Raw genomic sequence first — 21,292 nt, forward strand, 5'->3', positions numbered from 1 at the left:
CGTCGCGGTCACGGAGTGGACGTAGCCCGAACAGGCATCGACGCCGATGTGGGCCTTCATCCCGAAGTGCCACTCGTTGCCCTTGCGGGTCTGGTGCATCTCTGGATCCCGCGTGCCGGTCTGGTTCTTCGTCGAGGACGGTGCGGCGATGATCGTCGCGTCGACGATCGACCCGCCACGCATGATCCAGCCCTCCCGATCGAAGATCTCCTGCTGCGCCGCGAGCAGCTTCTCCCCGAGATCGTGCTTCTCGATCAGGTGCCGGAAATGCAGCAACGTCGTCGCATCCGGGACCTGCTCCGTCGCGAAGTCCAGACGCATGAACCTGCGCATCGCGTAGGAGTCGTAGATCGCGTCCTCGACCCCCTCGTCCGACAGCGAGAACCACACCTGCAGCAGGTACATCCGCAGCATCGTCTCGACCGGCTTGGCCTTCCGGCCCCGCTTCCCTCGGCGTACTTGAAAGTAGTGCGGGGCGATCAAATCGACCCACACCGCCCACGGGATCGTCTGATCCATCTGGTCCAGAAACCGCTCCCGACGCGACACCCGCCGCCGACCCGCGTACTCCAGATCCGTGAAAGACCCCTGCTCTCCGATCACCCCAGCATCATCCCGCGGCCACCGGCCAGAACCGGCTCAAAAGATCAGCGAATCCCTAGGTCCCGGACCGCCCGGGCCTGTCGAGACGCGGATCCCGCCACACCGGCCGGCCGTCGCACCCCCGGGCGGTGGGGCGACCGGAGGCCGCTCGCCCCACCCTCGATCACCGTCCGATCGCGCGGCTATCCTGCCGCCATGTCCGACGACGGCGACGTGATCAGCTTCAAGGCGCTGCGCCGCGGGACGGTCGTGCGATCCGCGGAGGGGGTGGAGATCGGCACCGTCCGACACGCTGACGAGATCGCCCGCGAGCACCTCTTCGACGGGATCGTCATCGACACGCCCGACGGGAAGCGGTTCCTCGACGCGCCCGAGGTCGCTCGGATCCACGAGCGGGCGGTGATCGCCACGTTCTCCGCCGCCGAGGCCGAGGAGCACCTGCAGCCGGTCGGCTCGAAGCTCGCCGCGATCGCGGGCAACACGACCACCGCCCGGCGCCTGAAGCGGTTCGCGGGCCGCACGAGCGATCGCGCGAAGAGCGCGTGGGATCGCCGCTGAGTGCCCGCGGCGCGCACCTCACCCGACGACCCACCCGCGACTCGGGGGAGCACGGTCGCCCTGCGGAGCGTCCCGCTCGGCCCGTCGACGCCCACCCCTCCCGCGCGCTGCGTCACCGTCATCCTACGGGACCGTAGGATGGCGCTACGGTCGGAGGGGTACGCGAATCCCCCAGGCCCTGGGGCCCGGGGCCTGCAGAAGGAGCATCGCCGTGACCCCTCCCCCGCCCTCCGCGACGGCCCCCGCCCCGCTGGCACCGGCCCGACGGCCCCGCGCCCGCCCCGGCCGCCCGGTCCCCGCGGTCGCGAGGTCGGCCGCCGGCTCCTGCGCCTGGCCGACCAGGAGGGGCCGCTCGAGTTCCTCGATCGGATGGCGGCCTACGACGACGTCGCGCTGCTCGACACGCCGAAGCAGAAGTTCGTCGTCGTGCGCGGGCCCGAGGCCGTCCGCCACGTCATGGGACAGTGCTAGCCGTTCTGTCGTGAGCGACCATTTGCTGGATTCTCCCTGCACGGGCGTATGCCTCGGAGGACGAACTGTGGGTCATGCTCTCGCAAGCGAGCGAGTCGTGCCAGTCACAGAGGGCACATTCCTTCGAAATGGCCCCTCAGAACACGTTCGTTAGGACTGCCCCGAGTTCGAGGCCGACCTCATCAGCGCCCGGACCCGCGAGGGCATGAAGGTCGCCAAGGCCAAGGGACGACTCCGCGGCAAGAAGCCCAAGCTCTCCCCCACCCAGGAGAAGCACCTCGTCGACCTGCATCGCGCCGGGCGTCACACCTGCGCCGAGCTTGCCGAGCTCTTCAACGTCTCCCGCGCCACCGTCTATCGCGCGGTCGGCCGGGCCGGCGTCGACGAGCCCGACCCGGCGACGGGGACCGTTGCCGCCGGGACCACTGCACGACCTGTCGCATCCACTGACATCGGAGCGACGCCCGACTGCGGAGTTGATCGCTGTCCGGCGCGGATCTTCGATCGCTCTGTGGCGTCGATCGCCAGGGCCGCGGCGGCGACCCGTGTGTGCGCTCGATCGTTGCGTAGACGGTCGAGCGGCCGACGCCGAACGGCTCGGCGAGCTCGGCGGGTGCTTCTCACCGGCCTGGTGCAGCTGGACGAGGGGGCGCTCTCGGGTCGGGGAGAGCTCGGGCCTGCGGCCGCGGTTGCGTTGCGCGATCAACGCTTGCGCCGCGGTCGAGGCACGCGCGGAGCCGATCGTCAGTTCGCTCACGCGGCGAAGCGTCGGAACTCGTCGTGCTCGACGTCTTCCGATCCGCCGGTCATCGCGGCGAGGACGCTGACTATCCGTCGGCCCGCTCGGAGCAGCAGGCGGGGCCGGCTGCTCGGCCGGCGGGTGCGCGACACGCTGCGCAAGATCCGCACCCCCGACAGGGGCGGCGTAGAAGTGGTTGTGGACCGGGGTGCCGTTCCTCTCGTTCTGGTGGCTCACGAGGTCACTGTGTCGCGAACACTCGAAAGCGTTCGTCGATTTTCGTCCCCCGACGGCCGGGAACACTCAAGAAGCCAGCTTCCCAGCCGGGTCCGGCACTGAAATCTTCTGCTGAACAGCAGCTACGCCGGCTGGATACTGGGCTCCAGACCGCCGCGACACAACCATGCGCCGCGCGATGGCGAGCACATCAGCAATCCGCGCTCTGGGTCCTCACGGGGCCTGCGGAGCGGGAGACTTGGGAAGACCGACGAGCAGGCCGCGGGCGCCGAGAGGGCCCGCGGCCTGGCGTCTACTTGAGGGGCGGGACCTCGAACGCGTGCTCTGCGCCGTCCTTGGTCGTGAGGACGAGCTGATTCGGGGTGCTGCCGTTGACGTCGGCGGTGTAGCCGCCGTCCTGGACCGTCACTTTGACCGTCTGGGCGTCGGTCTCGATCCGCACCGCGGTGACCGCGGTGGGCACCGATCCCCAGAACCGCACGCCGTCGGCGGTCTTCGAGAACCCGCCCGTGCCCAGCGCGGCCTGCGCCGCGGTGGTGGTGCAGCTGCCGCCCCAACCCGTGTCGGGGAGGTCCGCGAACGCGCAGACCTGGTCGTTGTCGGCCGGCACGAGGTAGATCGGCGCGTTGGTCGGGCCGGTCCGGCGCGACAGGCTCGCGTCGGGGGTCGCGCCGTGGAGCGCGCCGGGCGCCTTGGCCAGCGCCGGCGGGAGCGCGTCGGTCGCAACTCGCGCGCGCTGGAACGCCGGCAGCTGCTCGGCCAGGCGGCTGGCGGTCACAGCCGGGGTCTGCGCCGCCGGTGCCTGGGGTGCGGGGCTGTCGGTGGCCATTGCCACGCCGGCGGAGATGGTGGAGGCCGACACGACGGTGACGGCGAAGGTGAGCAGGTAGCGGTTCATGGTCATCCTCAGCACGCGTAGTTGCTGAGGTAGCCGCTCAGCGTCCAGTTGTGGCCGACGTCATAGTGGTACGCACGCCCGTAGGTCAAGCGGCCGTTTCCGCCCGGATCGGTGATCCGATAGCAGTTCGGGTACAGCGTCGAGTTGAAGGTGCAGCCCGACCCGTTGCGGGTGCCGGAGCTGTCAAAGAGCGCTCCGCAGATCACGCCGATGTTCCCGGACGGGTGGTCGGTCTCCCCGAACGTCCAGCTGTGCCGGCCGTTGATGTTGTCGTCGCAGTACGTGCTGTACGCGACCTGGTTGCCGCAGAAGTAGCCCTCCAGCGCGCTGGCGCGGTGCGCGAACGCGCTTGATGCGATCAGCGCGCAGATCACGGCTGCGAGCAGCAGGAATCCGTACGGCGCGGCGCGCCGACGAGATGCCGTCGTGTTCGACATGGGTCCCCAGTCGTTGAGATTTGAGTCGAGCCCCACACACGGAACTCGACGTGGAGAACCGTCTCAGCGAGACTGCACCGCCGGTGTGTTGAAGCTGTAAACACCCGCCGTGCCGTGGGCGGTCCGCAACAAGATCCGCGCCGGCAGGCCCCTGACCCGCAGGCTGTAGCCGTTGGCGTGCGGAACGATCGACCTCCGTCGCGCCCCCTCCACGGAGACATCGACCCGCGTGATGCGGTCGGGGGCAGCGCCCCAGACCGCGTAGCCACCAGGCACCTTCGAGAATCCGCCCGTGCCCACCTTGAGGAACGCGTCCGGCGTCGTGCACGAACCGCTCGTCGTGCCGCCGTGCGGCATCTGCACGAGGACGCACGGCTGGGTCGGCGACGGGACAGCCCACACGCGTCCACCCTGCGCGTAGTCCCCCAAGCGCCTCGACGACGTGACCAGGCTGGAGTCAGCCGACGAACCGCCGACCAGCTTCACCAGGCGCGACGGCAGATCGTCGCGGCTGGCCACGCGTGAGCGCGAGAACGCCGAGTATCCCTCGGGCCCCGCCGCATCGGGTGCCGACGCGGGCGCATCCGTTGCCTGCGCACCTGCCGCGCCGGCGCCTCCCAGCGCGGCAATGACGACCAGCAGGCTCAGCGGAATTCCGCGCCGAACGGGGCGGAGGGACATCTCGGGACGACGGGACATCCGGCGATGCTTCCACAAAGCCACGAGCCGGATGTGAAAGGCTCGTCGATGCCGAACCCGTGATCGAAGAGCACGGGAGCCGCGGACGAACAGCGTTGATCGACGCCGAGCCCTGTCCGGTGGGCTACGCCACGGCCGCGGCGGTCCGCTCCGCGCGGCGCCGACGACTTGCGGGACGTCGCTGACGCTTGTCGGCGTTCTTGGCCTGCCGGCGGTCGCGGGAGTACGCGAGCTCCGGTGCCTGGGTGCGCAGGACGATCAGGGCGTTTCGGGCGGCGTAGCGTCGGGCCTCGTTGGCAATCAGGTCCTCCCCCACCGCGACGATCTCCGGGGTGCCGTCGGTGAACGAGATCCGCGCCTTCGCAACGACGGGCGTTGCGCGCGCCACGGTCGACGCCTCGTCCTCATCGTCGGCCTAGACGGCGCTGCGGGCGGCCTGGGCCTCGGGGGCGTTCTCGAACCAGGACAACTACCGCAAGTCCAGCCAGTACGAGCTCCTGGAGCCCGTCCTCGGCAAGGGCCTGGTGACGAGCTCCGGCGAGCTCTGGCAGCGCCAGCGCAAGCTCGTCCAGCCGATGTTCGCCAAGCGCCACCTCGTGCCGTTCGCCGACCACATGGCGGCCGCCGGCGGCGACGCCCTGGACGCCTGGGGCCGCGAGTACGCGGACGGCACGGCGGTCGACGTCGCGGAGGAGATCCTCCACATCGGCCTCGACACCGTCGGGCGCGCGCTCGTCGGCCACGACTTCGCCGACCGGGCCGGGGACTTCGGGGCGGCGCTGGGCAACGTGCTGCACCAGGTCGGCGCGATCGGCCGCTCCCCCGGGGTCACCGTCGGGCAGTACCTGCCGCGGATGACGGTCCAGCGCGCCGCCGCGCTGACCCAGCCGCGGCGCTGGCGCAGCGGTGTGAAGAGCGCCGACGTGATGGTCGGGATCGTCGGCGACATCATCGACGACCGGATCAGGAACGGGCACGGCGAGAAGGACGACCTGCTGCGCCTGCTGATGGAGGCCGAGGTCGAGGGCACCGGTGAGCGGATGGACCGCCAGCAGGTGCTCGACGAGCTGCTGACGTTCGTCGCCGCCGGACACGAGACGACGATGCACGGGCTCGCGTGGATGACGTACCTGCTGTCCCAGCACCCCGAGGCGCGCGAGCGAATGGAGGCCGAGGTCGACGAGGTCCTCGGCGACGACGCGCCGACGGCCGAGGACTGCGACCGCCTGCCGTGGACGACCGCGTGCTTCCAGGAGGCGATGCGGCTCTACCCGCCCGTCTGGCACGTCCAGCGCGTCGCGATCGAGGACGACGTCGTCGGCGGCTACCGGATCGACGCGGGCACGCTGATGTTCGTCTCGATCTGGTCGACGCACCGCGACCCGAAGATCTGGGAGAACCCCGCGGGCTTCGACCCGCGCCGCCGGCTGGGCGACGCGCCGAAGCAGCGGCCGCGGTTCTCGTACCTGCCGTTCGGGGGCGGTCGCCGCGTCTGCGTCGGGCAGGGCTTCGCGATGATGAACGCCACGATCCTCGCGGCCATGATCGCCCAGCGCTTCCGGTTCGACCTCGTGCCCGGGGCGAAGATCGTGCTGGACCCGACGGTCACGATCCGGCCGCTGCACGGGATCCCGATGCGGATCCAGCGACGCCGCTGAGCGCTCGAACGGGGGCGCGTGGGTGCGTGGGTGCGGGCCCGAACATCCCACCCACCGCCAAATCCCCTGAATCCGGCTCAATATTCCGGCTGGTTACGAATGTGAAAACCAACGCATATGGATCAGCTTTAGCGCCTCGATACGGGGAGCATGTGTGGGTTGTGCGACCGCGCGATCCACTGCTAGCTTGCGTCTGCAAGCACCGCCGCATCCCTGCACCAATGGACCTTCCACCCCGGGCACACCACCCGGGGACGCACACCAACACGAACGAGGCACGCCATGGCTGACCACTACGCCCTGAACGACGGGGCGGCTCGGCAACTCGCCAACGCGACGAAGACCGCGCCGACGATGCTGGCCATCTCGCCGCGCTGGCTGGTTCACGTCCTCTCATGGGTCCCCGTCGAGGCCGGCATCTACCGGGTCAACAAGGTCAAGGACGAGAGCCGCGTCCTCACCGCCTGCTCGCAGATCGACGGCGAGCACGACCTGCCCGAGACGTACGTCGACTACGAGGAGGACCCTCGCGAGTACTTCCTCAGCGCCGTCACGACGGTGGTCGACGTCCACACGCGGGTCTCCGACCTCTACAGCTACCCGCACGACCAGGCCAAGCAGCAGCTGCGCCTGGCGATCGAGACGATCAAGGAGCGGCAGGAGGCGGAGCTCTTCTACAACGCCGACTACGGGCTCGTCACGAACACCGTCCCGACGCAGCGGATCAACACCCTCGCGGGTCCGCCCACGCCCGACGACCTGGACGAGCTGATCACGAAGGTGTGGAAGGAGCCCGGCTTCTTCCTGGCGCACCCCCGCACGATCGCGGCGTTCGGCCGCGAGGCGACGCGGCGCGGCGTGCCGCCGGCGACGATCAACCTGATGGGCTCCCCGGTCCTCACCTGGCGCGGGATCCCGATCATCCCGACCAACAAGCTGAGGATCGAGGACGGCAAGAGCCAGATCGTCCTGATGCGGACCGGCGAGTCGCGGCAGGGCGTGGTCGGGCTCTACCAGCCGGGCACCTCGGGCGAGGAGGGCCTCGGGCTCGCGGTGAAGTTCATGGGCATCAACCGCAAGGCGATCGCCTCGTACCTGATCTCGCTGTACTGCTCGGCCGCGATCCTGGCCGACGACGCCATCGCGGTGCTCGACGGCGTCGAGATCGAGAACTACCACGCCTACGACGTTGCCTACCGTTCCTGACGCCGGCGGCGCCGGCCCCGGCGCCGCCGCCCCGGACGCCACGGGGTCGCCCCTGGACGTCGCCGAGCTCCAGCGGATGGCCAACGAGCTGTTCCGGGCGGGCATGGACGGCCTGCAGGGCGCGGCGCCCGCGGTGGGCGGTCCGGCTCCCGGGGCGTTCGGCGTGACCCCTGCGGCGCCGTCCGGCGCGGCCGTGCCACCGCCCGGTGCCGCGACGGCCCTGCCCTCGACCGCGCCGACGCTGCCGTCGGCGACCCCGGTCTCGTCCCCGGCGGCTCCAGCGCTCCCCGCCTCCGCGTCGCCGTACCTGTCCTCCGGGCCCTCGCACCCGTCCGCGGCGACGCCGTTCCCGGGTGCCGTCCCGGGCCCGCCGTCCGCCGCTCCGGCGTTCCCGTCGGCGACGCCGCGGGTGCCCTCGGCCGGCACAGCGTTCCCCTCGGCCACTCCGGGGCTCCCTTCCGCCGCACCGGGGCTCCCGTCGGCCGGCCCGGGATTCCCCTCCGCCGCACCGGGCCTCCCGACGGCCACCCCCGGCTTCCCCTTCCCCGCGCCGGCGTCGCCGCCGGGGGCACCCGCGCTCCCGTCGGCCGCCCCCGGCCTGCCCGCCGGCGGGGCGATCCCCGGACTCTCGGCCGCCGACCTCGCCCTCGTCGACGGGGCGTCGCTGTCGCTGGCCCAGCTCGGGCTGGCGGCGTCCGGCCCGTCCGCGCTGGTCGTCCCCGGCGGCTCGCTGTACGTCCTCGACGAGGCGCCCCCGTCCGTCGCCGGCCACGGCCGGCCGGTGCCCGGCACCACGCCGGGGCATACGACCGTCCCGGACCATCCGGCGTTCGACGCCGACCGCGTCCGCCGCGACTTCCCGATCCTCTCCGAGCTGGTGCACGGCAAGCCGCTGGTCTGGCTCGACAACGCCGCGACGACGCAGAAGCCCCTGGCGGTCATCGAGCGGCTCGAGTACTTCTACCGCCACGAGAACTCGAACATCCACCGCGCCGCCCACACGCTCGCGGCCCGCGCCACCGACGCCATGGAGGCCGCCCGGGACACCGCCGCGCGGTTCCTCGGCGCGCCCTCGAGCGCGGACATCGTCTTCGTACGCGGGGCCACCGAGGCGATCAACCTCGTCGCGCAGAGCTGGGGCCGGGCCAACCTCGGGCCCGGCGACGAGATCCTCGTCACCTGCCTCGAGCATCACGCGAACATCGTGCCCTGGCAGATGCTCTGCCAGGTCACCGGCGCGGAGCTGCGCGTGGCGCCGGTCGACGACGACGGCCAGGTGCTGCTGGGCGAGTACGAGCGACTGCTGGGCCCGCGCACGAAGCTCGTCTCGTTCTCCCAGGTCTCCAACGCGCTGGGCACGATCACGCCGGCGCGCGAGATGGTCCAGATGGCCCGTCGCCACGGCGCGCGGGTCCTCGTCGACGGGGCGCAGGCGGTCTCGCACCTCGCCGTCGACGTCCAGGAGCTCGACTGCGACTGGTACGTGTTCTCCGGCCACAAGGTGTTCGGGCCGACCGGCATCGGCGTCCTCTACGGCCGGGCCGAGGTCCTCGACGCGATGGAGCCGTGGCAGGGCGGCGGCAACATGATCCGCGACGTGACGTTCGAGCGGTCGCTCTACCAGGACCGCCCGTTCAAGCTCGAGGCCGGCACCGGGAACATCGCCGACGCCGTCGGGCTCGCGACCGCCATCGACTACGTCGAGCACCTCGGACTCGACAACATCGCGCGCCACGAGCACGAGCTGCTGGTCGAGGCCACCGCGCGGCTCCAGGCGCTGCCGGGCGTGCACCTCGTCGGCACGGCGCCCGACAAGGCCGGGGTCCTCTCGTTCGTGGTCGACGGGCACGAGCCCCTGGCCGTCGGCAAGGCGCTGGACCGCGAGGGGATCGCCGTCCGCGCCGGCCACCACTGCGCGCAGCCGATCCTGCGGCGATTCGGCCACGAGGGCACCGTGCGCGCGTCGCTGGCGCTCTACAACACGCGGGCCGACGTCGACGCCCTGATCGACGCGATGCGCCGGATCGTCTCGCGGAGCGTCCAGGTCTGACGAGGTCCCGCCCGCCCCGGCGGGGCGGGCGACGGCGCCCCGCCCCCCTTCGGTAGCCTTCCCGGTCCGCTGGAGAGGTGCCAGAGCGGTTGAATGGGCACGACTGGAAATCGTGTAATGGGGAAACTCATTCGGGGGTTCGAATCCCCCTCTCTCCGCCTCAGCAGGACGACGAAGGGCCCGGATCCGTCCGGGCCCTTCGTCGTTCCGGGACGACCTCGGACCGCGGGCGCCTGTTTACGCCGTGAGCCTGCGCGGTAGCGGTAGGCATGGAACCGCCCGGTGACCCGGCGCGTCGCACCCCCCGTGCCCTCCTCGGGATGGCGGTGGTGCTGCTCGCGCTCCTGATGTCCGCCCCCGGCCCGGCCGCGGCCGCCGGGCCGGAGCCCCAGGCGACGTTCACCGCGCCGGAGGACGGCGCCACCGGGGTCTCGCCGACCACGTCCCTGACGTGGAACACGATCCCCGAGGCCCAGAACGTGTTCATCACGATCGGGACGTCGACCGGGGCCAACGACGTGCTGGCGTCGGGCGAGCTGCCGGGCGACTCGACGTCCTACGAGATTCCCGTGGCCCTGCCGCGCGGCGTCCCGCTGCACGTCCGGATCTACACGAAGGTCGCGGGCGCCTACGACCGCTACGAGGACATCACCTTCACGGCCGAGCCGTTCCCGTCCGGCTCGCTGCCGGCCCCCCACGCCGAGGGCACCCGGATCGTGGCGGGCGGCCGGACGCTGAAGCTGCGCGGCGTCAACCGCGACTCGCTGACCTGGGGCCGCCACAACTGGTCCGGCTGCGGGGGCGATCAGCACTTCACCGACCGCGACTTCGACGAGATGCAGGCGTGGGGCTTCAACGCCGTGCGGATCCCGCTGTCGCAGGCCAATTGGCTCGGCCGGCGCTGCGACGCCGGCGACGACGCCCGGATGGTCGACTCCGCGGTCCAGAAGGCCAACGAGCGCGGCATGTACGCGATCGTCGACCTGCACTGGTCCGACGTCGGCGGCCGCTCGCCGTGCGACGCGGACTGCAACACCGGCCAGCAGCCGATGCCCGACGCCGACAGCCTCGACTTCTGGCGGCAGGTCGCCCAGCGCTACGAGGACCGCTCCGGCGTGATCTTCGACCTCTACAACGAGCCGCACGACGTGTCCTGGTCGTGCTGGCGCGACGGTGGCTGCACGACGGAATCCAGCGAGTACGCCAACGGCGGGAAGCAGGTCGACTACCGGGTGGTCGGCCTGCAGCAGCTCGCCGACGCGGTGCGCGGAGAGGGCGCCGGCAACCTCGTGCTCGCTGCCGGCCTGGACTGGGCGTGGGACCTGCGTGGCGTCGTGGACGGCCACGCGCTGGACGACCCGAACGTCGCCTACGACACGCACGTCTACACGCTCTTCCACCACACCCAGGACGACTGGGACGAGCACGTCGGCGTCGCCGCCGACGAGGTCCCGGTGACGGCGACCGAGTTCGGCTCGTCCGACTGCTCGACCGCCGACACCCGGAGGCTGCTGGACTGGTTCGACGACGAGGGCATCGGCTGGTCGATCTGGTCGTGGAACGACCCCGGGTCCTGCCAGCAGCCGAGCGTCCTGGCGAACATGGAGGGCACGCCGCTGGCCGGTCAGGGACAGCTGATCCACGACCGGCTCGCCGCCGAGGGGCGGTAGGCCCCAGACGGCCGGGCGCCCGGCGGCCACGGCGCCGGGCGCGGTCCCTGGGGCGGGGGCCGCCCGACGGTCGCGCGGTGCGATCATCGGCGCGTGCCGCCGATCCCCCTCCGCGCCCGGTGACCACCCGCCTGCACCTCGTCCGACACGGCACGACGGCGGCCGTCCGCGCCGCCGGCTTCCCGCGCGACGAGGACCTCGACGACCGCGGTCGCGCGGAGGCCCTGGCGCTCGCCGCCCACCTGCCGCGGGACGCGCGGGTCGTGCGCTCACCCGCCCGGCGCTGCGCCGCGACGGCCGCCGTCCTCGGGCACGACGACGCCGCGGTCGACCCGCAGCTGCGCGAGGCCGGGTTCGGCGACTGGGCGGGGCGCAGCGTCGCCGAGCTCCACGCCGAGGACCCCGCTCCGGTCGTCGCGTGGATGACCGACCCCTCCTTCGCGCCGCCCGGCGGCGAGTCGCTCGAGGCCCTGACCGCCCGGGTCGACGCCTGGATGTCCGCGCACGCCGCGTCCGAGCAGCCGATCGTCGCGTTCACCCACGGCGGCGTCGTGCGGGCCGCGATCGCCGTCGCCCTCGGGGCGCCCGCCGGCGCGGCGTGGCGGATCGACGTCTCCCCCGGGTCGATCACCGAGCTGCACGCCCACGACGGGCGCTGGCGCCTGACGCGCGCGAACTGGACGCCGACTCGCGACGAGGTGCGGGCGGCGCGGGCGACGCAGGCGGCCGAGGGCGGGACGGACGCGCACGAGGGGACGGACCCTGCCGATGGGGCGGGCGGCGGGAGCGTGGCCGACGTGTCGGCTGACGGCGGAAGCGCGACTGCGGCCGACGCTGCGGCCGGGGACGGACCCGCCCGGTGAGCGGCGGGCGGCCCGTCGCGGCCGGGCTGCTCATCGGGTACGCCGCCGACCGCGCGTTCGGCGACCCCCGCCGCGGCCACCCCGTCGCCCTGTTCGGGAGCACCATGCTGGCGCTCGAGGCCCGGATCTGGAGCGACGACCGCCCCGCCGGCGTCGCCTACGCCGCGGCCGGCGCCGCGCTCGCGACGCTCCCCGTCCTCGTGCTCGACCGCGCCGCCCGCGAGCGCCCGCTCGCCCGGACGGCGCTCACGGCCGCCGTCGCGTGGGCCGCGATCGGCGGGCGCTCGCTCGCCGGCGCCGGCCGCGACATCGGCGGCCTGGTGGCGGCCGGGGACCTCGACGGCGCCCGCGCGCTGGCGCCGACCCTCGTCGGCCGCGACCCGGCCACGCTCGACGGGGCCGGCCTGGCCCGCGCCGGCCTGGAGTCGGTGGCCGAGAACACCTCCGACGCCGTCGTCGCCCCGCTGGTCTGGGGCGCCGTGCTCGGCGCGCCCGGCGTCGCGCTGCACCGGGCGCTGAACACGATGGACGCGATGGTCGGCCACCACTCCGACCGCTACGAGCGCTTCGGCTGGGCCTCGGCGCGCGCCGACGACGCCGCCGGGTGGCCCGCGGCGCGGCTCGCGGCGCTCGTCACCGGTGCCGTCGCGGGCACCGTCGGCGGGTCGCCCGTCGGCGCGTGGCGCGCGTGGTGGCGCGACGGCGCCGCGCACCCGAGCCCGAACGCCGGCCGGGTCGAGGCCGCGTTCGCCGGGGCGCTCGGGGTCCGGCTCGGCGGGCGCAACGTCTACGGCGGGCGGGTCGAGGAGCGGCCCGTGCTCGGCGACGGGCCCGGCACTCGCGACCCCGCCGCCGCCGACCTCGAGCGGGCCGCCGCCCTCTCGCTGCGGGTCGGTACCGCGACCGCCCTGGTCTGTGCCGCGACGGTGCTGCTGCGTGGGAGGCTCGCCCGATGAGCGCCTCGGACGCCGCCCGCCGCCTCGCCGCCCGGACCGCCGGCGGTCGCGACGCCGGCGCGTTGCTCGTCGCCGGCACGACCTCGGACGCCGGCAAGTCGCTGATCACCGCCGGGATCTGCCGCTGGCTGCACCGCGAGGGGGTCTCGGTCGCGCCGTTCAAGGCGCAGAACATGGCGCTGAACGCGGCCGTGACGCCCGACGGGCTCGAGCTCGGCCGCGCGCAGGCGGTGCAGGCCGCGGCCTGCGGGATCGAGCCCGAGGCGATCATGAACCCGGTGCTGCTGAAGCCGACCGGGGACCGGGTCAGCCAGGTCGTCCTGCTCGGCCGCCCGCACGGCACCGCCGGCGCCCGCGACTACCGGCGCCTGCGCGACGACCTGCGCTCCGCGGTCCTCGACAGCCTCGCCACCCTGCGCGGCCGCTTCGACGCCGTGATCTGCGAGGGCGCGGGCTCCCCGGCCGAGATCAACCTGCGCGCGGGCGACTTCGTGAACATGGGCCTCGCGCGCGACGCCGGCCTGCCGACGATCGTCGTCGGCGACATCGACCGCGGCGGCGTCCTCGCCGCGCACTACGGCACGATCGCACTGCTGGAGCCGGCCGACCAGGCGCACGTCGCCGGCATGGTGATCAACAAGTTCCGCGGCGACCCGTCGCTGCTGGACCCGGGCGTCGAGGCGCTCCAGCGCATGACCGGCCGCCCCGTCCTGGGGGTCGTCCCGTGGGCGGACGGGCTCGAGCTCGACGCCGAGGACGGCCTGGCGCTGCGCACGTTCGACCGGGGCGCCGAGACCGCCGACCCGCTGCGCGTCGCCGTCGTCGGGCTGCGGCGGATCTCGAACTTCACCGACCTCGACGCGCTGGCGATCGAGCCCGACGTCGACCTGCGGCTGACGCGCGACCCGGACGTCCTGCGCGACGCGGACCTCGTCGTCCTCCCGGGCAGCAAGGCGACGGTCGCCGACCTCGTCGACCTGCGCGCCGCCGGGCTGGACCGCGTCCTGACCGAGCGCGTGGCGCGCGGGCGGCCGATCCTCGGCATCTGCGGCGGGTACCAGATGCTCGGCACGGAGATCGAGGACGCCGGCGTCGAGACCGGGACGGGCGTCGTCCTCGGGCTGGGGCTGTTGCCGGTGCGCACCGCGATGCACGCCGAGAAGATCACCCGCCGGCGGACGGGCCGGCTGCCGGTCGACGGCGACGCGGCAGTGACCACCGACGTCGCCGGCGCGCCGGGCGGTGACGTCGGCGTGCTGCGCGCCGACGGCCCGAGCGTCCCCGCCGGCGGCTACGAGATCCGCCACGGGCGGGTCGTGCGCTCCGGCGGCCGCCCGCTCCTGGTCGCGGACCCGGTCGCCGCCGCGACGGCGGAGGACCCGTCGGCCGACGAGGGCTGCGTCTCCGGCGTCGTCACCGGGACGTCGTGGCACGGCCTGCTCGAGCACGACGAGGCCCGGCACGCGCTGCTGGCCCACGCGGCGCGGCTCCGCGGGCGGCCGTTCGCGCCCGGGCCGGCGCGCTTCGCCGACGTCCGCGAGCGCCGCTACGACGTGCTCGGCGACCTCGTGGCCGAGCACCTCGACACCGGCGCGCTGCTGCGGCTGCTCGAGGACGGCGTGCCCGGCGGCCTGCCGACGCTCGCCTGCGGGCCACTGGGCTGACCGGCCGGCGACCGGCCCCGGGCCGGCCGCTCAACCGGCGTCGGCCGTCGCGCCCCGCTCGCGCCCGTCCCCGGCGACCGCCGCCCGGTCCCGTGGCCCCCCGTCGCCGGCGCTCGGCGTCGCGTCCCGTGCCCGCCGCGAGTACCGGTCCAGCGCCGAGCGGGCCGGGTCGCCCGCCAGGCCGTGCACCACGATCGAGACGACGGTCAGCGCGACCACCGTCCACAGGACGACCGCGGCCTCGCCGTCGGGCAGCGCGCCGGAGGTCACGACGACGCTGGCGTAGAAGAGCGAGCCGACGCCGCGGACGCCGAAGAACGACACGAACGCGCGGTCGGCGAGCGGCATCGTCGAGCCGATCGTGGCGATCAGGCCCGCCGCCGGCCGGATCACGAGGACGACGAGCACGACGAGCGCCCAGCCCGCCGGACCCGGGGTACCGAGCCCGTCGAACGTCAGCATCGACGCTGCGAAGAGGACGACCGCGAGCTCGCCGAGGCGCTCGAAGACCGACGCGCCGCGGTGCGTCCCCTCCTGCATCGCGTGGTCGCGCTCGTAGCGGCGGAAGGCGATCCCGGCGACGAACGCGGCGACGAACCCGTAGGCGTCGAGCAGCTCCGTCACGCCGTAGACGCCGAGCACGACCCCGAGGCCGACCCAGGCGTCGAAGTACTCCTGCATGTAGCCGCGGTCGCGCGCCCGGCGGACGATCGACGCGGCCAGGCGCCCGAGCAGCGCCCCGGCGACCACGCCGCCGACGATCGCCCAGACGACGTCGAACGCCAGCCACGGGAGCACCCCGCCCTGGTCGCCGCTCTTGGCGACCATGATCCCCGCGATCACGAACGGGTACGCGAGCCCGTCGTTGAACCCGGCCTCGGCGGTCAGCGCGAAGCTCGTGTCGCGGTCGTCCGGCTCGCCCGGCGGCCCGATCCCGAGGTCCCCGGCCAGCACCGGGTCCGTCGGCGCCACCGCCCCGCCCAGCATCAGCGCGCCCCCGAGCGACAGGCCCATCGCGCCCCAGCCGAAGAGCGCGACGGCCGCGATGGTCAGCGGCATCGCGATCACCAGCAGCCGCAGCGCGTGCGTCCACGCGCGCCAGTGCAGCGTGCGGTCGACGGCCATCCCGGTGCCGAACAACGCGATGATCGCCACGACCTCCGTCAGGTGCTCCAGGACGTCGGCGTCCTGCACCGGATCGAACGGCGCGCCGCCGACCAGCGGGATCGCCGCGGCCGCCAGCACGCCGAGCGCGAGGTAGACGATGGCCGACGTGAAGGTCCGGCCGCCCTGGTTGCTGAGCGCGATCGTCGCGACCAGGAGCCCCGCCCCGGCGAGCACGAAGATCAGGACCTCCGGGTGGCTGCCGGGATGGAAGCCCGGGGAGGTCCCGAGCGGGACGACGGCGGACGGCGGGGCGAAGGCGGGGAGCACCGCGGCCCCAGCTACCCGCCGGACGTCCCCCGCACGCCGCGAGGACACCGGACCGGAGCGCGCCGCAGCCGCGTCTGGCCTACGGTCGGGGGGTGAGCGCGCTCCGCCTCGGCCTCCTCCAGTTCCACCCCGTCGTGGGCGACATCCAGGGCAACCGCGACCGGATCGCGGAGATGCTGCACCGGGCCGCGGAGCGCGGCGCCGAGCTCGCGATCTGCGGTGAGCTGGCCCTCTGCGGCTACCCGCCCCAGAGCCTGATCGTGGACGAGGGGATGCTGCAGGAGGCCCAGCGCGCGCTCGAGTCGCTGGCCGACGACCTGCCGCCCGGGCTCGTCGCGCTGATCGGCGCCCCGCACCCGACCCCCGACCGCCGCGGCGTCCAGAACGCGGCGGCGGTGCTGACGCGCGGCGGCGTCGTCGGCTGGGCCGACAAGCAGCACCTGCCGACGTACGCCGCGTTCGACGAGGGTCGCTACTTCGTCCCCGCGCACCACTCGTTCGTGGCGGAGCTCCCGAAGGCGCGGGTCGGCGTGATGATCTGCGCCGACCTCTGGGAGCCCGAGCCGTCCGCCGCGTGCGCCGCCGCGGGCGTCGACCTGCTCGTCGCGCTCAACGCGTCGCCGTACTCGCCGGGGATGCAGCGCCGGCGCGAGGCCACGACGATCGCCCGCGCCCTGGAGCACACCGTGCCGGTGGCGTACGTCAACCTCGTCGGCGGCCAGGACGGGCTCGTCTTCGACGGCGGCTCGCACCTGACCGACCACGCCGGCGCGATCGTCTCCCGCGGCCCCGCGCTGGAGGAGGCCGTCGTGATCTGCGACGTCGACCTCGCCTGGTCGCGCCGCTCCGCCCGCTCGGAGCCCCACCGCCGCGCGGCCCAGCGGCCCGCCCCCGGCGCCGTCCACGTGCTGCCGGTCCAGACCGGCGCGGACCCGCGCGAGCACCCGGCGCGCGACGGCGAGCCCGCCGACGGGGTCGCGCCGTGGCCGGGCCCGGAGGACCACCGCTGGCGCGCCGTCTGCACCGCGCTGCGGGACTTCACGTCCGGCCTGCGGATCGAGCGCGTCCTCGTCGGGCTCGACGGGACGCTCGGCGCCGGCCTGACCGCGCTGGCCGCCGCCGAGGCCCTGGGCCCCGAGCGCGTCGTCCTCGTCGACACGCTCCCGGAGTCCGTGGCCGCCGACGACGACCGGCGCGCGTGGGCCGACGCCGTCGTCCGCGGCGGCGGCTTCGTCCCCGCCACGGGCGCCGGTGCGGAGGACGGCGGCATGCCGATCCCGCTGACGCTCGTCCACGTCGCCGCGCCGGACCCCGGTGCGGAGCCCGGCGACACGTCCGCCGACGCCCTGCCGCTGGAGCAGGTCGTCCCCGACGAGGACCCGGCCGTCCGCCTGATCGCCAGCCGCACCACGCTGCTGGGCCTCGAGCTCGCCGCCGACGCCCACGAGGCGCTGCTGCTGTCGTCCGCGGACCGCACCATGCGCGCCCTGGGCGGCGGCTGGCCGCACGAGCTCGCCGGCGGCTTCGCCCCGATCGGCGACCTGACCCGCGGCTGGCTCGTCCGGATCGCCTGGTGGCTGGCCGCCCGCGAGGAGGGCGCCGTCGTCGCGCCCGCCGGCGTGCTGGAGCGCGCCGCCGAGACGATCGGCGGGCCCGTCCCGCTGCACGAGCCGTGCGCCGTGCTCGACCGGGTCGTCGAGGGCTACATCGACGCGAACCACCCCACCGAGGTCATCGTGGAGCGCGAGGGCCTGCCCGCCGAGATGGTGCTCGCACTGGCCGACCGGATCGACCGCGCCGAGCTCACCCGGCGGTCCCAGCCGATCGCGCCGCGGATGTCCGGCCGCGCCCTCTCGGACGACCGCCGCATCCCCGTCGTCTGGCGCCGCGGCTGGCCGTGAGCGCCCGCAGCGTCGGGACGTGACGGTGTCCACGGCGGCCCGGGCGGGGTAGTGTCGGTCCATGAGCCCGAAGCTCCCGTCCGGATTCGGACGCCCGCACGACTACGGCCCCAAGGGCGGTCAGGCGGTCCTCTTCTACGTCGGCATCGCCGTCGTCTTCCTCGTGACCGGCGCCGGCATGCGCGAGAACAACATCCTCCTGATCGCCATCGGGGTCGTCCTCGCGCTCATGCTCGCCCGCAAGGTGAAGGTCTGGTACACCCCGCGGAAGTGACCGCGGCGGGTCCGCGTGGCGCCCCGCCGCTCGCGACCGATCCGGCCCACCGCCCCCGCCGAGGTCCGCATCAGGCATCCTCGTCCCGATGCGCGCACTGATCGCCGGGGCCGGGGAGGTCGGCTGGTACCTCGCCGGCCGGCTGGCGCGAGAGGGCCACGAGGTCGTGGTCCTCGATCTGGACCGCGAGCTCCTGCTGCACCGCTCCCGGGCCGGGATCGACGTCCGGGTGGAGCGCGCCGACGCCTCCTCGCCGAAGGACCTGATCGAGCACGAGGCCGGGAAGGCAGACCTCTTCGTGGCCGTCACCTCGATCGACGCGATCAACCTCGTCGCCTGCCTGCACGCCAAGGCGCAGGGCGCGTCGCGCACCATGGCCCGCGTGCGCGACGCCGACTACTACCCGGCGGGCGAGGACACCGCGCTCGGCACGCTCGGCATCGACGTCCTCGTCTCGCCCGAGCTGGCGGCCGTCGGCGACATCGAGTCGGCGCTCCGCGTGCGGGGCGCCGTCCGCGTCGAGCAGTTCGCCGACGACCACCTCGCGATCGCCGAGTGCATGGTGACCGAGAACTCCCCGGCCGCCCGCCGCTCCGTCGTCACCCGCCCGCACGCGACGCACTCGAAGATCGGCGCGCTGCTGCGCGACGGCCGCGTCCACCTCGTCAACAAGGACTCCACGCCGCTGCCCGGCGACCACGTCGTGCTCGCCTGCGCCCGCGAGGAGCTCCGCGAGGCGTGCCGCGAGATCGACCCCGACGCCCGCAGCGTCCACCGCGTCGCGATCTTCGGCGCCGGCCAGATCGGCGTCGCCCTGGCCGCGCGCCTGGCGCACCTGGGCCGCGAGGTCGTCGTCCTGGAGCCCGACGAGCGCCGCGCCCGCGACGCCGCCGAGGTCCTCGAAGACCGCTCGATCGAGGTCCTGTGGGAGGAGGGCGCGTCCGAGTCCGCGCTGCGCGAGGCCGGCGTCGACAGCTGCGACGCGTTCGTCTCCTGCGCCGACGACGACCGCGCCACGCTCCTGGCCTGCACCCACGCCGACCGCCTCGACATCGGCCTCGTGCTCGCGGTGCTCTCGCGCGAGGAGTTCGCGCCGCTGGCCGAGGCGCTCGGCGTCGACGGGATCATCGCGCCGCGCCTGGCCGCCGCCGAGCGCATCCTCCGGACCTCGCGCGGGACGGGCGCCCGGAAGAGCACGCTGATCGTCGACGGGCTCGAGGCGCTGGAGTACCGGATGGCGCCCGGCAACCCGCTGTGCGGCAAGCCGATCGCGGCGTCGCTGCCCCACGACACCGCGCTGACCGCCATCGTCCGCGACGGCAAGGTGCTGTTCCCGAGCGAGATCCGGCGCTACGAGCCGGGCGACGTCGCGCTGGTCCTGGCGACCGGCAACGGCGCCCAGAAGCTCGGGGCGGTGCTCGACCGGTGAGCGCCTCCGACGCCGGGATCCGGGACGGGCCGCTGTTCCGGCTCCGCCGCCCGCGGCCCCTGCGCATCGGCGCCCGGATCGGCCCGCTGACGCGCCGCGCACTGACCGCCGGCGCGATCGCGCTCGCCGTCGCGTCGCTGGTCTGCACGATCACCGCCGCGGTCTCGGACCAGCGCGCGATCGCGGCGTTCGGCGTGTCGACCGGGCTGGCGACGGTCCTCGCCCTCCTCCTGCGGCTGACCTGGGTCGGCCGGCCGATGCCGTCGCCGACCGGCCGGGACGGCCTGATGGCCGCCGGGCTGACGTGGCTGGCGGCGAGCCTGTTCGCGGCGATCCCGCTGCTGCTCAGCGGCTCGTTCCCGCGCGTGGCCGACGCGATCTTCGAGGGCACCAGCGGCATCACGACGACGGGCGCCACCGCGCTGGTCGACGTCGACCACCAGCCCTACGCCGTCCTGCTCTGGCGCTCGCTGACCCACTGGATCGGGGGCATCGGCATCGTCGTCCTGCTCGTGGCGATCGCCCCGGCCGCCGGCGGCGCCGCCCGCCGCGTCCTGCTGGGCGAGACCAGCCGCGCGCAGGAGGAGACGGTCGCGCCGCAGATGCGCGACACCGCCCGGATCACGGCGCTGATCTACCTGACGGTCACCGGCATCGCCCTGCTGACGCTGCTGGCCGTCGGCCTGTCGCCGTGGGAGGCCGTCAACCACGCGATGTCGGTGGCGTCGACCGGCGGCTTCTCGACGCGGACCGCGTCGGCGGGCGGCTTCGACTCCACACCGGTCGAGATCGCGCTGACGGTGCTGATGCTCGCCTCCGGCGTCTCGTACGTGATCTGGTGGCGCCTGGTCACCGGCCGCGGGCTCGGGGTCCACCGGGTCGAGCTGCGCTCCTACGTGCTCTTCGTGGTCGGCATCGGCGTCCTGCTGGCGATCGGCGCGCGCGGCAGCGAGGCGCCGGGAAACGTCTTCGACGGGATCTTCACCGCCGCGTCGATCACGACCGGCACCGGCTTCACGACCGCCGACCCCGACCGCTGGGGCGAGGAGGCCCGCCTGCTCGTGCTGCTGGCGACGGCGTCCGGCGCGATGGTCGGGTCGACCACCGGCGGCTTCAAGGTCCGCCGCTGGCTGACGATCTTCGGCGGCATCCGCGCCGAGATCCAGCGCCAGATCGCGCCGCAGCGGATCGTCGTCGTGCGGATCGGCAAGAAGCCCGTCACCGACGACGCGGTGCGCGCCGCCTTCGGCTTCATGGCCGTCGCGTTCGTGGCGCTGACGCTCGGGACCGCGCTGCTGGCCGCCTGCGGCTTCGACCTGCTGTCGTCGTTCTCCGGCTCGCTGGCGTGCCTCTTCAACGTCGGGCCGGCGCTCGGGCAGCTCGGCGGCCTGGAGTCCTACTCCGAGGTCCCCGACGGCGGACTGCTCGGCCTGAGCTTCCTGATGCTGCTCGGCCGCCTCGAGCTGTTCACGATCCTGGCGCTGTTCACGCGCGGGCTCTGGCGCGCGCGCTGACCCCGCCGCCGGTCGCGGCCGGCCCGAGTCG

At 74.1% G+C, this 21,292-nt stretch carries 18 protein-coding genes, 1 tRNA gene and 1 pseudogene; 14 read left to right on the plus strand and 6 right to left on the minus strand.

Going from position 1 to position 21,292, the window contains the following annotated elements; translation table 11 throughout:
• A partial coding sequence (locus tag AB0L40_RS13875) for an IS5 family transposase (protein WP_364355176.1) occupies positions 1-519 on the minus strand: 519 nt, incomplete at its 3' end.
• A 279-nt stretch (positions 520-798) separates the two neighbouring features.
• Between AB0L40_RS13875 and AB0L40_RS13880 the strand changes: the two genes are divergently transcribed.
• Complete coding sequence (locus AB0L40_RS13880) at positions 799-1,161, plus strand: hypothetical protein (protein WP_364355179.1); 363 nt, start codon at positions 799-801, stop codon at positions 1,159-1,161.
• Positions 1,162-1,795: 634 nt separating this feature from the next.
• Positions 1,796-2,008 (plus strand): annotated as a pseudogene (locus tag AB0L40_RS13885) (recombinase family protein); the annotation flags it as partial.
• Between the two features lie 892 nt (positions 2,009-2,900).
• Here the strand turns inward: AB0L40_RS13885 and AB0L40_RS13890 are convergent.
• The 4 genes from AB0L40_RS13890 to AB0L40_RS13905 all read right to left on the minus strand — a co-directional run bounded on the left by AB0L40_RS13890 (position 2,901) and on the right by AB0L40_RS13905 (position 5,030).
• Positions 2,901-3,506 carry a hypothetical protein gene (locus AB0L40_RS13890; protein ID WP_364355182.1) on the minus strand — a complete coding sequence of 202 codons (606 nt, stop codon included), beginning with the start codon at positions 3,504-3,506 and terminating at the stop codon, positions 2,901-2,903.
• 8 nt (positions 3,507-3,514) lie between these two features.
• On the minus strand, positions 3,515-3,943 hold the full coding sequence (locus AB0L40_RS13895) for a hypothetical protein (RefSeq protein WP_364355185.1): 429 nt from the start codon (positions 3,941-3,943) through the stop codon (positions 3,515-3,517).
• A 63-nt stretch (positions 3,944-4,006) separates the two neighbouring features.
• Positions 4,007-4,642, minus strand: a complete 636-nt coding sequence (locus AB0L40_RS13900; RefSeq protein WP_364355188.1) for a hypothetical protein — start codon at positions 4,640-4,642, stop codon at positions 4,007-4,009.
• A gap of 124 nt (positions 4,643-4,766) precedes the next feature.
• Positions 4,767-5,030, minus strand: coding sequence for a hypothetical protein (locus tag AB0L40_RS13905; protein WP_364355191.1), 264 nt, complete (start codon positions 5,028-5,030; stop codon positions 4,767-4,769).
• Positions 5,031-5,067: 37 nt separating this feature from the next.
• Between AB0L40_RS13905 and AB0L40_RS13910 the strand changes: the two genes are divergently transcribed.
• The 8 genes from AB0L40_RS13910 (at position 5,068) to AB0L40_RS13945 (ending at position 14,709) form a co-directional block, all read left to right on the plus strand.
• Positions 5,068-6,300, plus strand: a complete 1,233-nt coding sequence (locus AB0L40_RS13910; protein WP_364355247.1) for a cytochrome P450 — start codon at positions 5,068-5,070, stop codon at positions 6,298-6,300.
• A 282-nt stretch (positions 6,301-6,582) separates the two neighbouring features.
• Positions 6,583-7,506, plus strand: a complete 924-nt coding sequence (locus AB0L40_RS13915) for a family 2A encapsulin nanocompartment shell protein (protein ID WP_364355194.1) — start codon at positions 6,583-6,585, stop codon at positions 7,504-7,506.
• Between the two features lie 76 nt (positions 7,507-7,582).
• The gene (locus AB0L40_RS13920) at positions 7,583-9,556 is read left to right on the plus strand and encodes a family 2A encapsulin nanocompartment cargo protein cysteine desulfurase (protein ID WP_364355250.1); all 1,974 of its coding nucleotides are present in this window, start codon (positions 7,583-7,585) and stop codon (positions 9,554-9,556) included.
• Positions 9,557-9,627: 71 nt separating this feature from the next.
• Positions 9,628-9,714: transfer RNA gene (locus AB0L40_RS13925), tRNA-Ser, on the plus strand.
• Positions 9,715-9,825: 111 nt separating this feature from the next.
• Positions 9,826-11,226 carry a glycoside hydrolase family 5 protein gene (locus AB0L40_RS13930; protein WP_364355197.1) on the plus strand — a complete coding sequence of 467 codons (1,401 nt, stop codon included), beginning with the start codon at positions 9,826-9,828 and terminating at the stop codon, positions 11,224-11,226.
• 119 nt (positions 11,227-11,345) lie between these two features.
• Positions 11,346-12,089 carry a histidine phosphatase family protein gene (locus AB0L40_RS13935; protein ID WP_364355200.1) on the plus strand — a complete coding sequence of 248 codons (744 nt, stop codon included), beginning with the start codon at positions 11,346-11,348 and terminating at the stop codon, positions 12,087-12,089.
• A complete protein-coding gene (locus AB0L40_RS13940) occupies positions 12,086-13,045 on the plus strand; it encodes a cobalamin biosynthesis protein (RefSeq protein ID WP_364355203.1) in 960 nt (319 codons plus the stop codon). Before AB0L40_RS13935 ends, AB0L40_RS13940 begins: the two co-directional genes overlap by 4 nt.
• Positions 13,042-14,709: a cobyric acid synthase gene (locus tag AB0L40_RS13945; RefSeq protein WP_364355205.1), complete on the plus strand. Its 1,668-nt coding sequence runs from the start codon at positions 13,042-13,044 to the stop codon at positions 14,707-14,709. Before AB0L40_RS13940 ends, AB0L40_RS13945 begins: the two co-directional genes overlap by 4 nt.
• 30 nt (positions 14,710-14,739) lie before the next feature.
• Here the strand turns inward: AB0L40_RS13945 and AB0L40_RS13950 are convergent, their stop codons facing one another.
• Positions 14,740-16,143 carry a cation:proton antiporter gene (locus tag AB0L40_RS13950; protein ID WP_364355208.1) on the minus strand — a complete coding sequence of 468 codons (1,404 nt, stop codon included), beginning with the start codon at positions 16,141-16,143 and terminating at the stop codon, positions 14,740-14,742.
• A gap of 92 nt (positions 16,144-16,235) precedes the next feature.
• Between AB0L40_RS13950 and AB0L40_RS13955 the strand changes: the two genes are divergently transcribed.
• The 4 genes from AB0L40_RS13955 to AB0L40_RS13970 all read left to right on the plus strand — a co-directional run bounded on the left by AB0L40_RS13955 (position 16,236) and on the right by AB0L40_RS13970 (position 21,261).
• Positions 16,236-18,044: a nitrilase-related carbon-nitrogen hydrolase gene (locus AB0L40_RS13955; protein ID WP_364355211.1), complete on the plus strand. Its 1,809-nt coding sequence runs from the start codon at positions 16,236-16,238 to the stop codon at positions 18,042-18,044.
• A 61-nt stretch (positions 18,045-18,105) separates the two neighbouring features.
• The gene (locus tag AB0L40_RS13960) at positions 18,106-18,318 is read left to right on the plus strand and encodes a hypothetical protein (RefSeq protein WP_364355214.1); all 213 of its coding nucleotides are present in this window, start codon (positions 18,106-18,108) and stop codon (positions 18,316-18,318) included.
• Between the two features lie 88 nt (positions 18,319-18,406).
• Positions 18,407-19,747, plus strand: coding sequence for a Trk system potassium transporter TrkA (trkA, locus tag AB0L40_RS13965; RefSeq protein ID WP_364355217.1), 1,341 nt, complete (start codon positions 18,407-18,409; stop codon positions 19,745-19,747).
• The gene (locus AB0L40_RS13970; RefSeq protein ID WP_364355220.1) at positions 19,744-21,261 is read left to right on the plus strand and encodes a TrkH family potassium uptake protein; all 1,518 of its coding nucleotides are present in this window, start codon (positions 19,744-19,746) and stop codon (positions 21,259-21,261) included. The genes trkA and AB0L40_RS13970 overlap by 4 nt, the downstream gene beginning before the upstream one ends.
• Positions 21,262-21,292: the final 31 nt, after the last annotated feature.

The sequence above is a fragment of the Patulibacter sp. NPDC049589 genome (assembly GCF_040675535.1).
Lineage (GTDB): Bacteria > Actinomycetota > Thermoleophilia > Solirubrobacterales > Solirubrobacteraceae > Patulibacter.

Coding starts and splice junctions, on each gene's coding strand:
- AB0L40_RS13960 (WP_364355214.1), top strand. CDS start 18,106: ATGAGCCCGAAGCTCCCGTCCGGATTCGGACGCCCGCACGACTACGGC.
- AB0L40_RS13900 (WP_364355188.1), bottom strand. CDS start 4,642: ATGTCCCGTCGTCCCGAGATGTCCCTCCGCCCCGTTCGGCGCGGAATT.
- trkA (WP_364355217.1), top strand. CDS start 18,407: ATGCGCGCACTGATCGCCGGGGCCGGGGAGGTCGGCTGGTACCTCGCC.
- AB0L40_RS13890 (WP_364355182.1), bottom strand. CDS start 3,506: ATGAACCGCTACCTGCTCACCTTCGCCGTCACCGTCGTGTCGGCCTCC.
- AB0L40_RS13915 (WP_364355194.1), top strand. CDS start 6,583: ATGGCTGACCACTACGCCCTGAACGACGGGGCGGCTCGGCAACTCGCC.
- AB0L40_RS13895 (WP_364355185.1), bottom strand. CDS start 3,943: ATGTCGAACACGACGGCATCTCGTCGGCGCGCCGCGCCGTACGGATTC.
- AB0L40_RS13930 (WP_364355197.1), top strand. CDS start 9,826: ATGGAACCGCCCGGTGACCCGGCGCGTCGCACCCCCCGTGCCCTCCTC.
- AB0L40_RS13945 (WP_364355205.1), top strand. CDS start 13,042: ATGAGCGCCTCGGACGCCGCCCGCCGCCTCGCCGCCCGGACCGCCGGC.
- AB0L40_RS13920 (WP_364355250.1), top strand. CDS start 7,583: ATGGCCAACGAGCTGTTCCGGGCGGGCATGGACGGCCTGCAGGGCGCG.
- AB0L40_RS13880 (WP_364355179.1), top strand. CDS start 799: ATGTCCGACGACGGCGACGTGATCAGCTTCAAGGCGCTGCGCCGCGGG.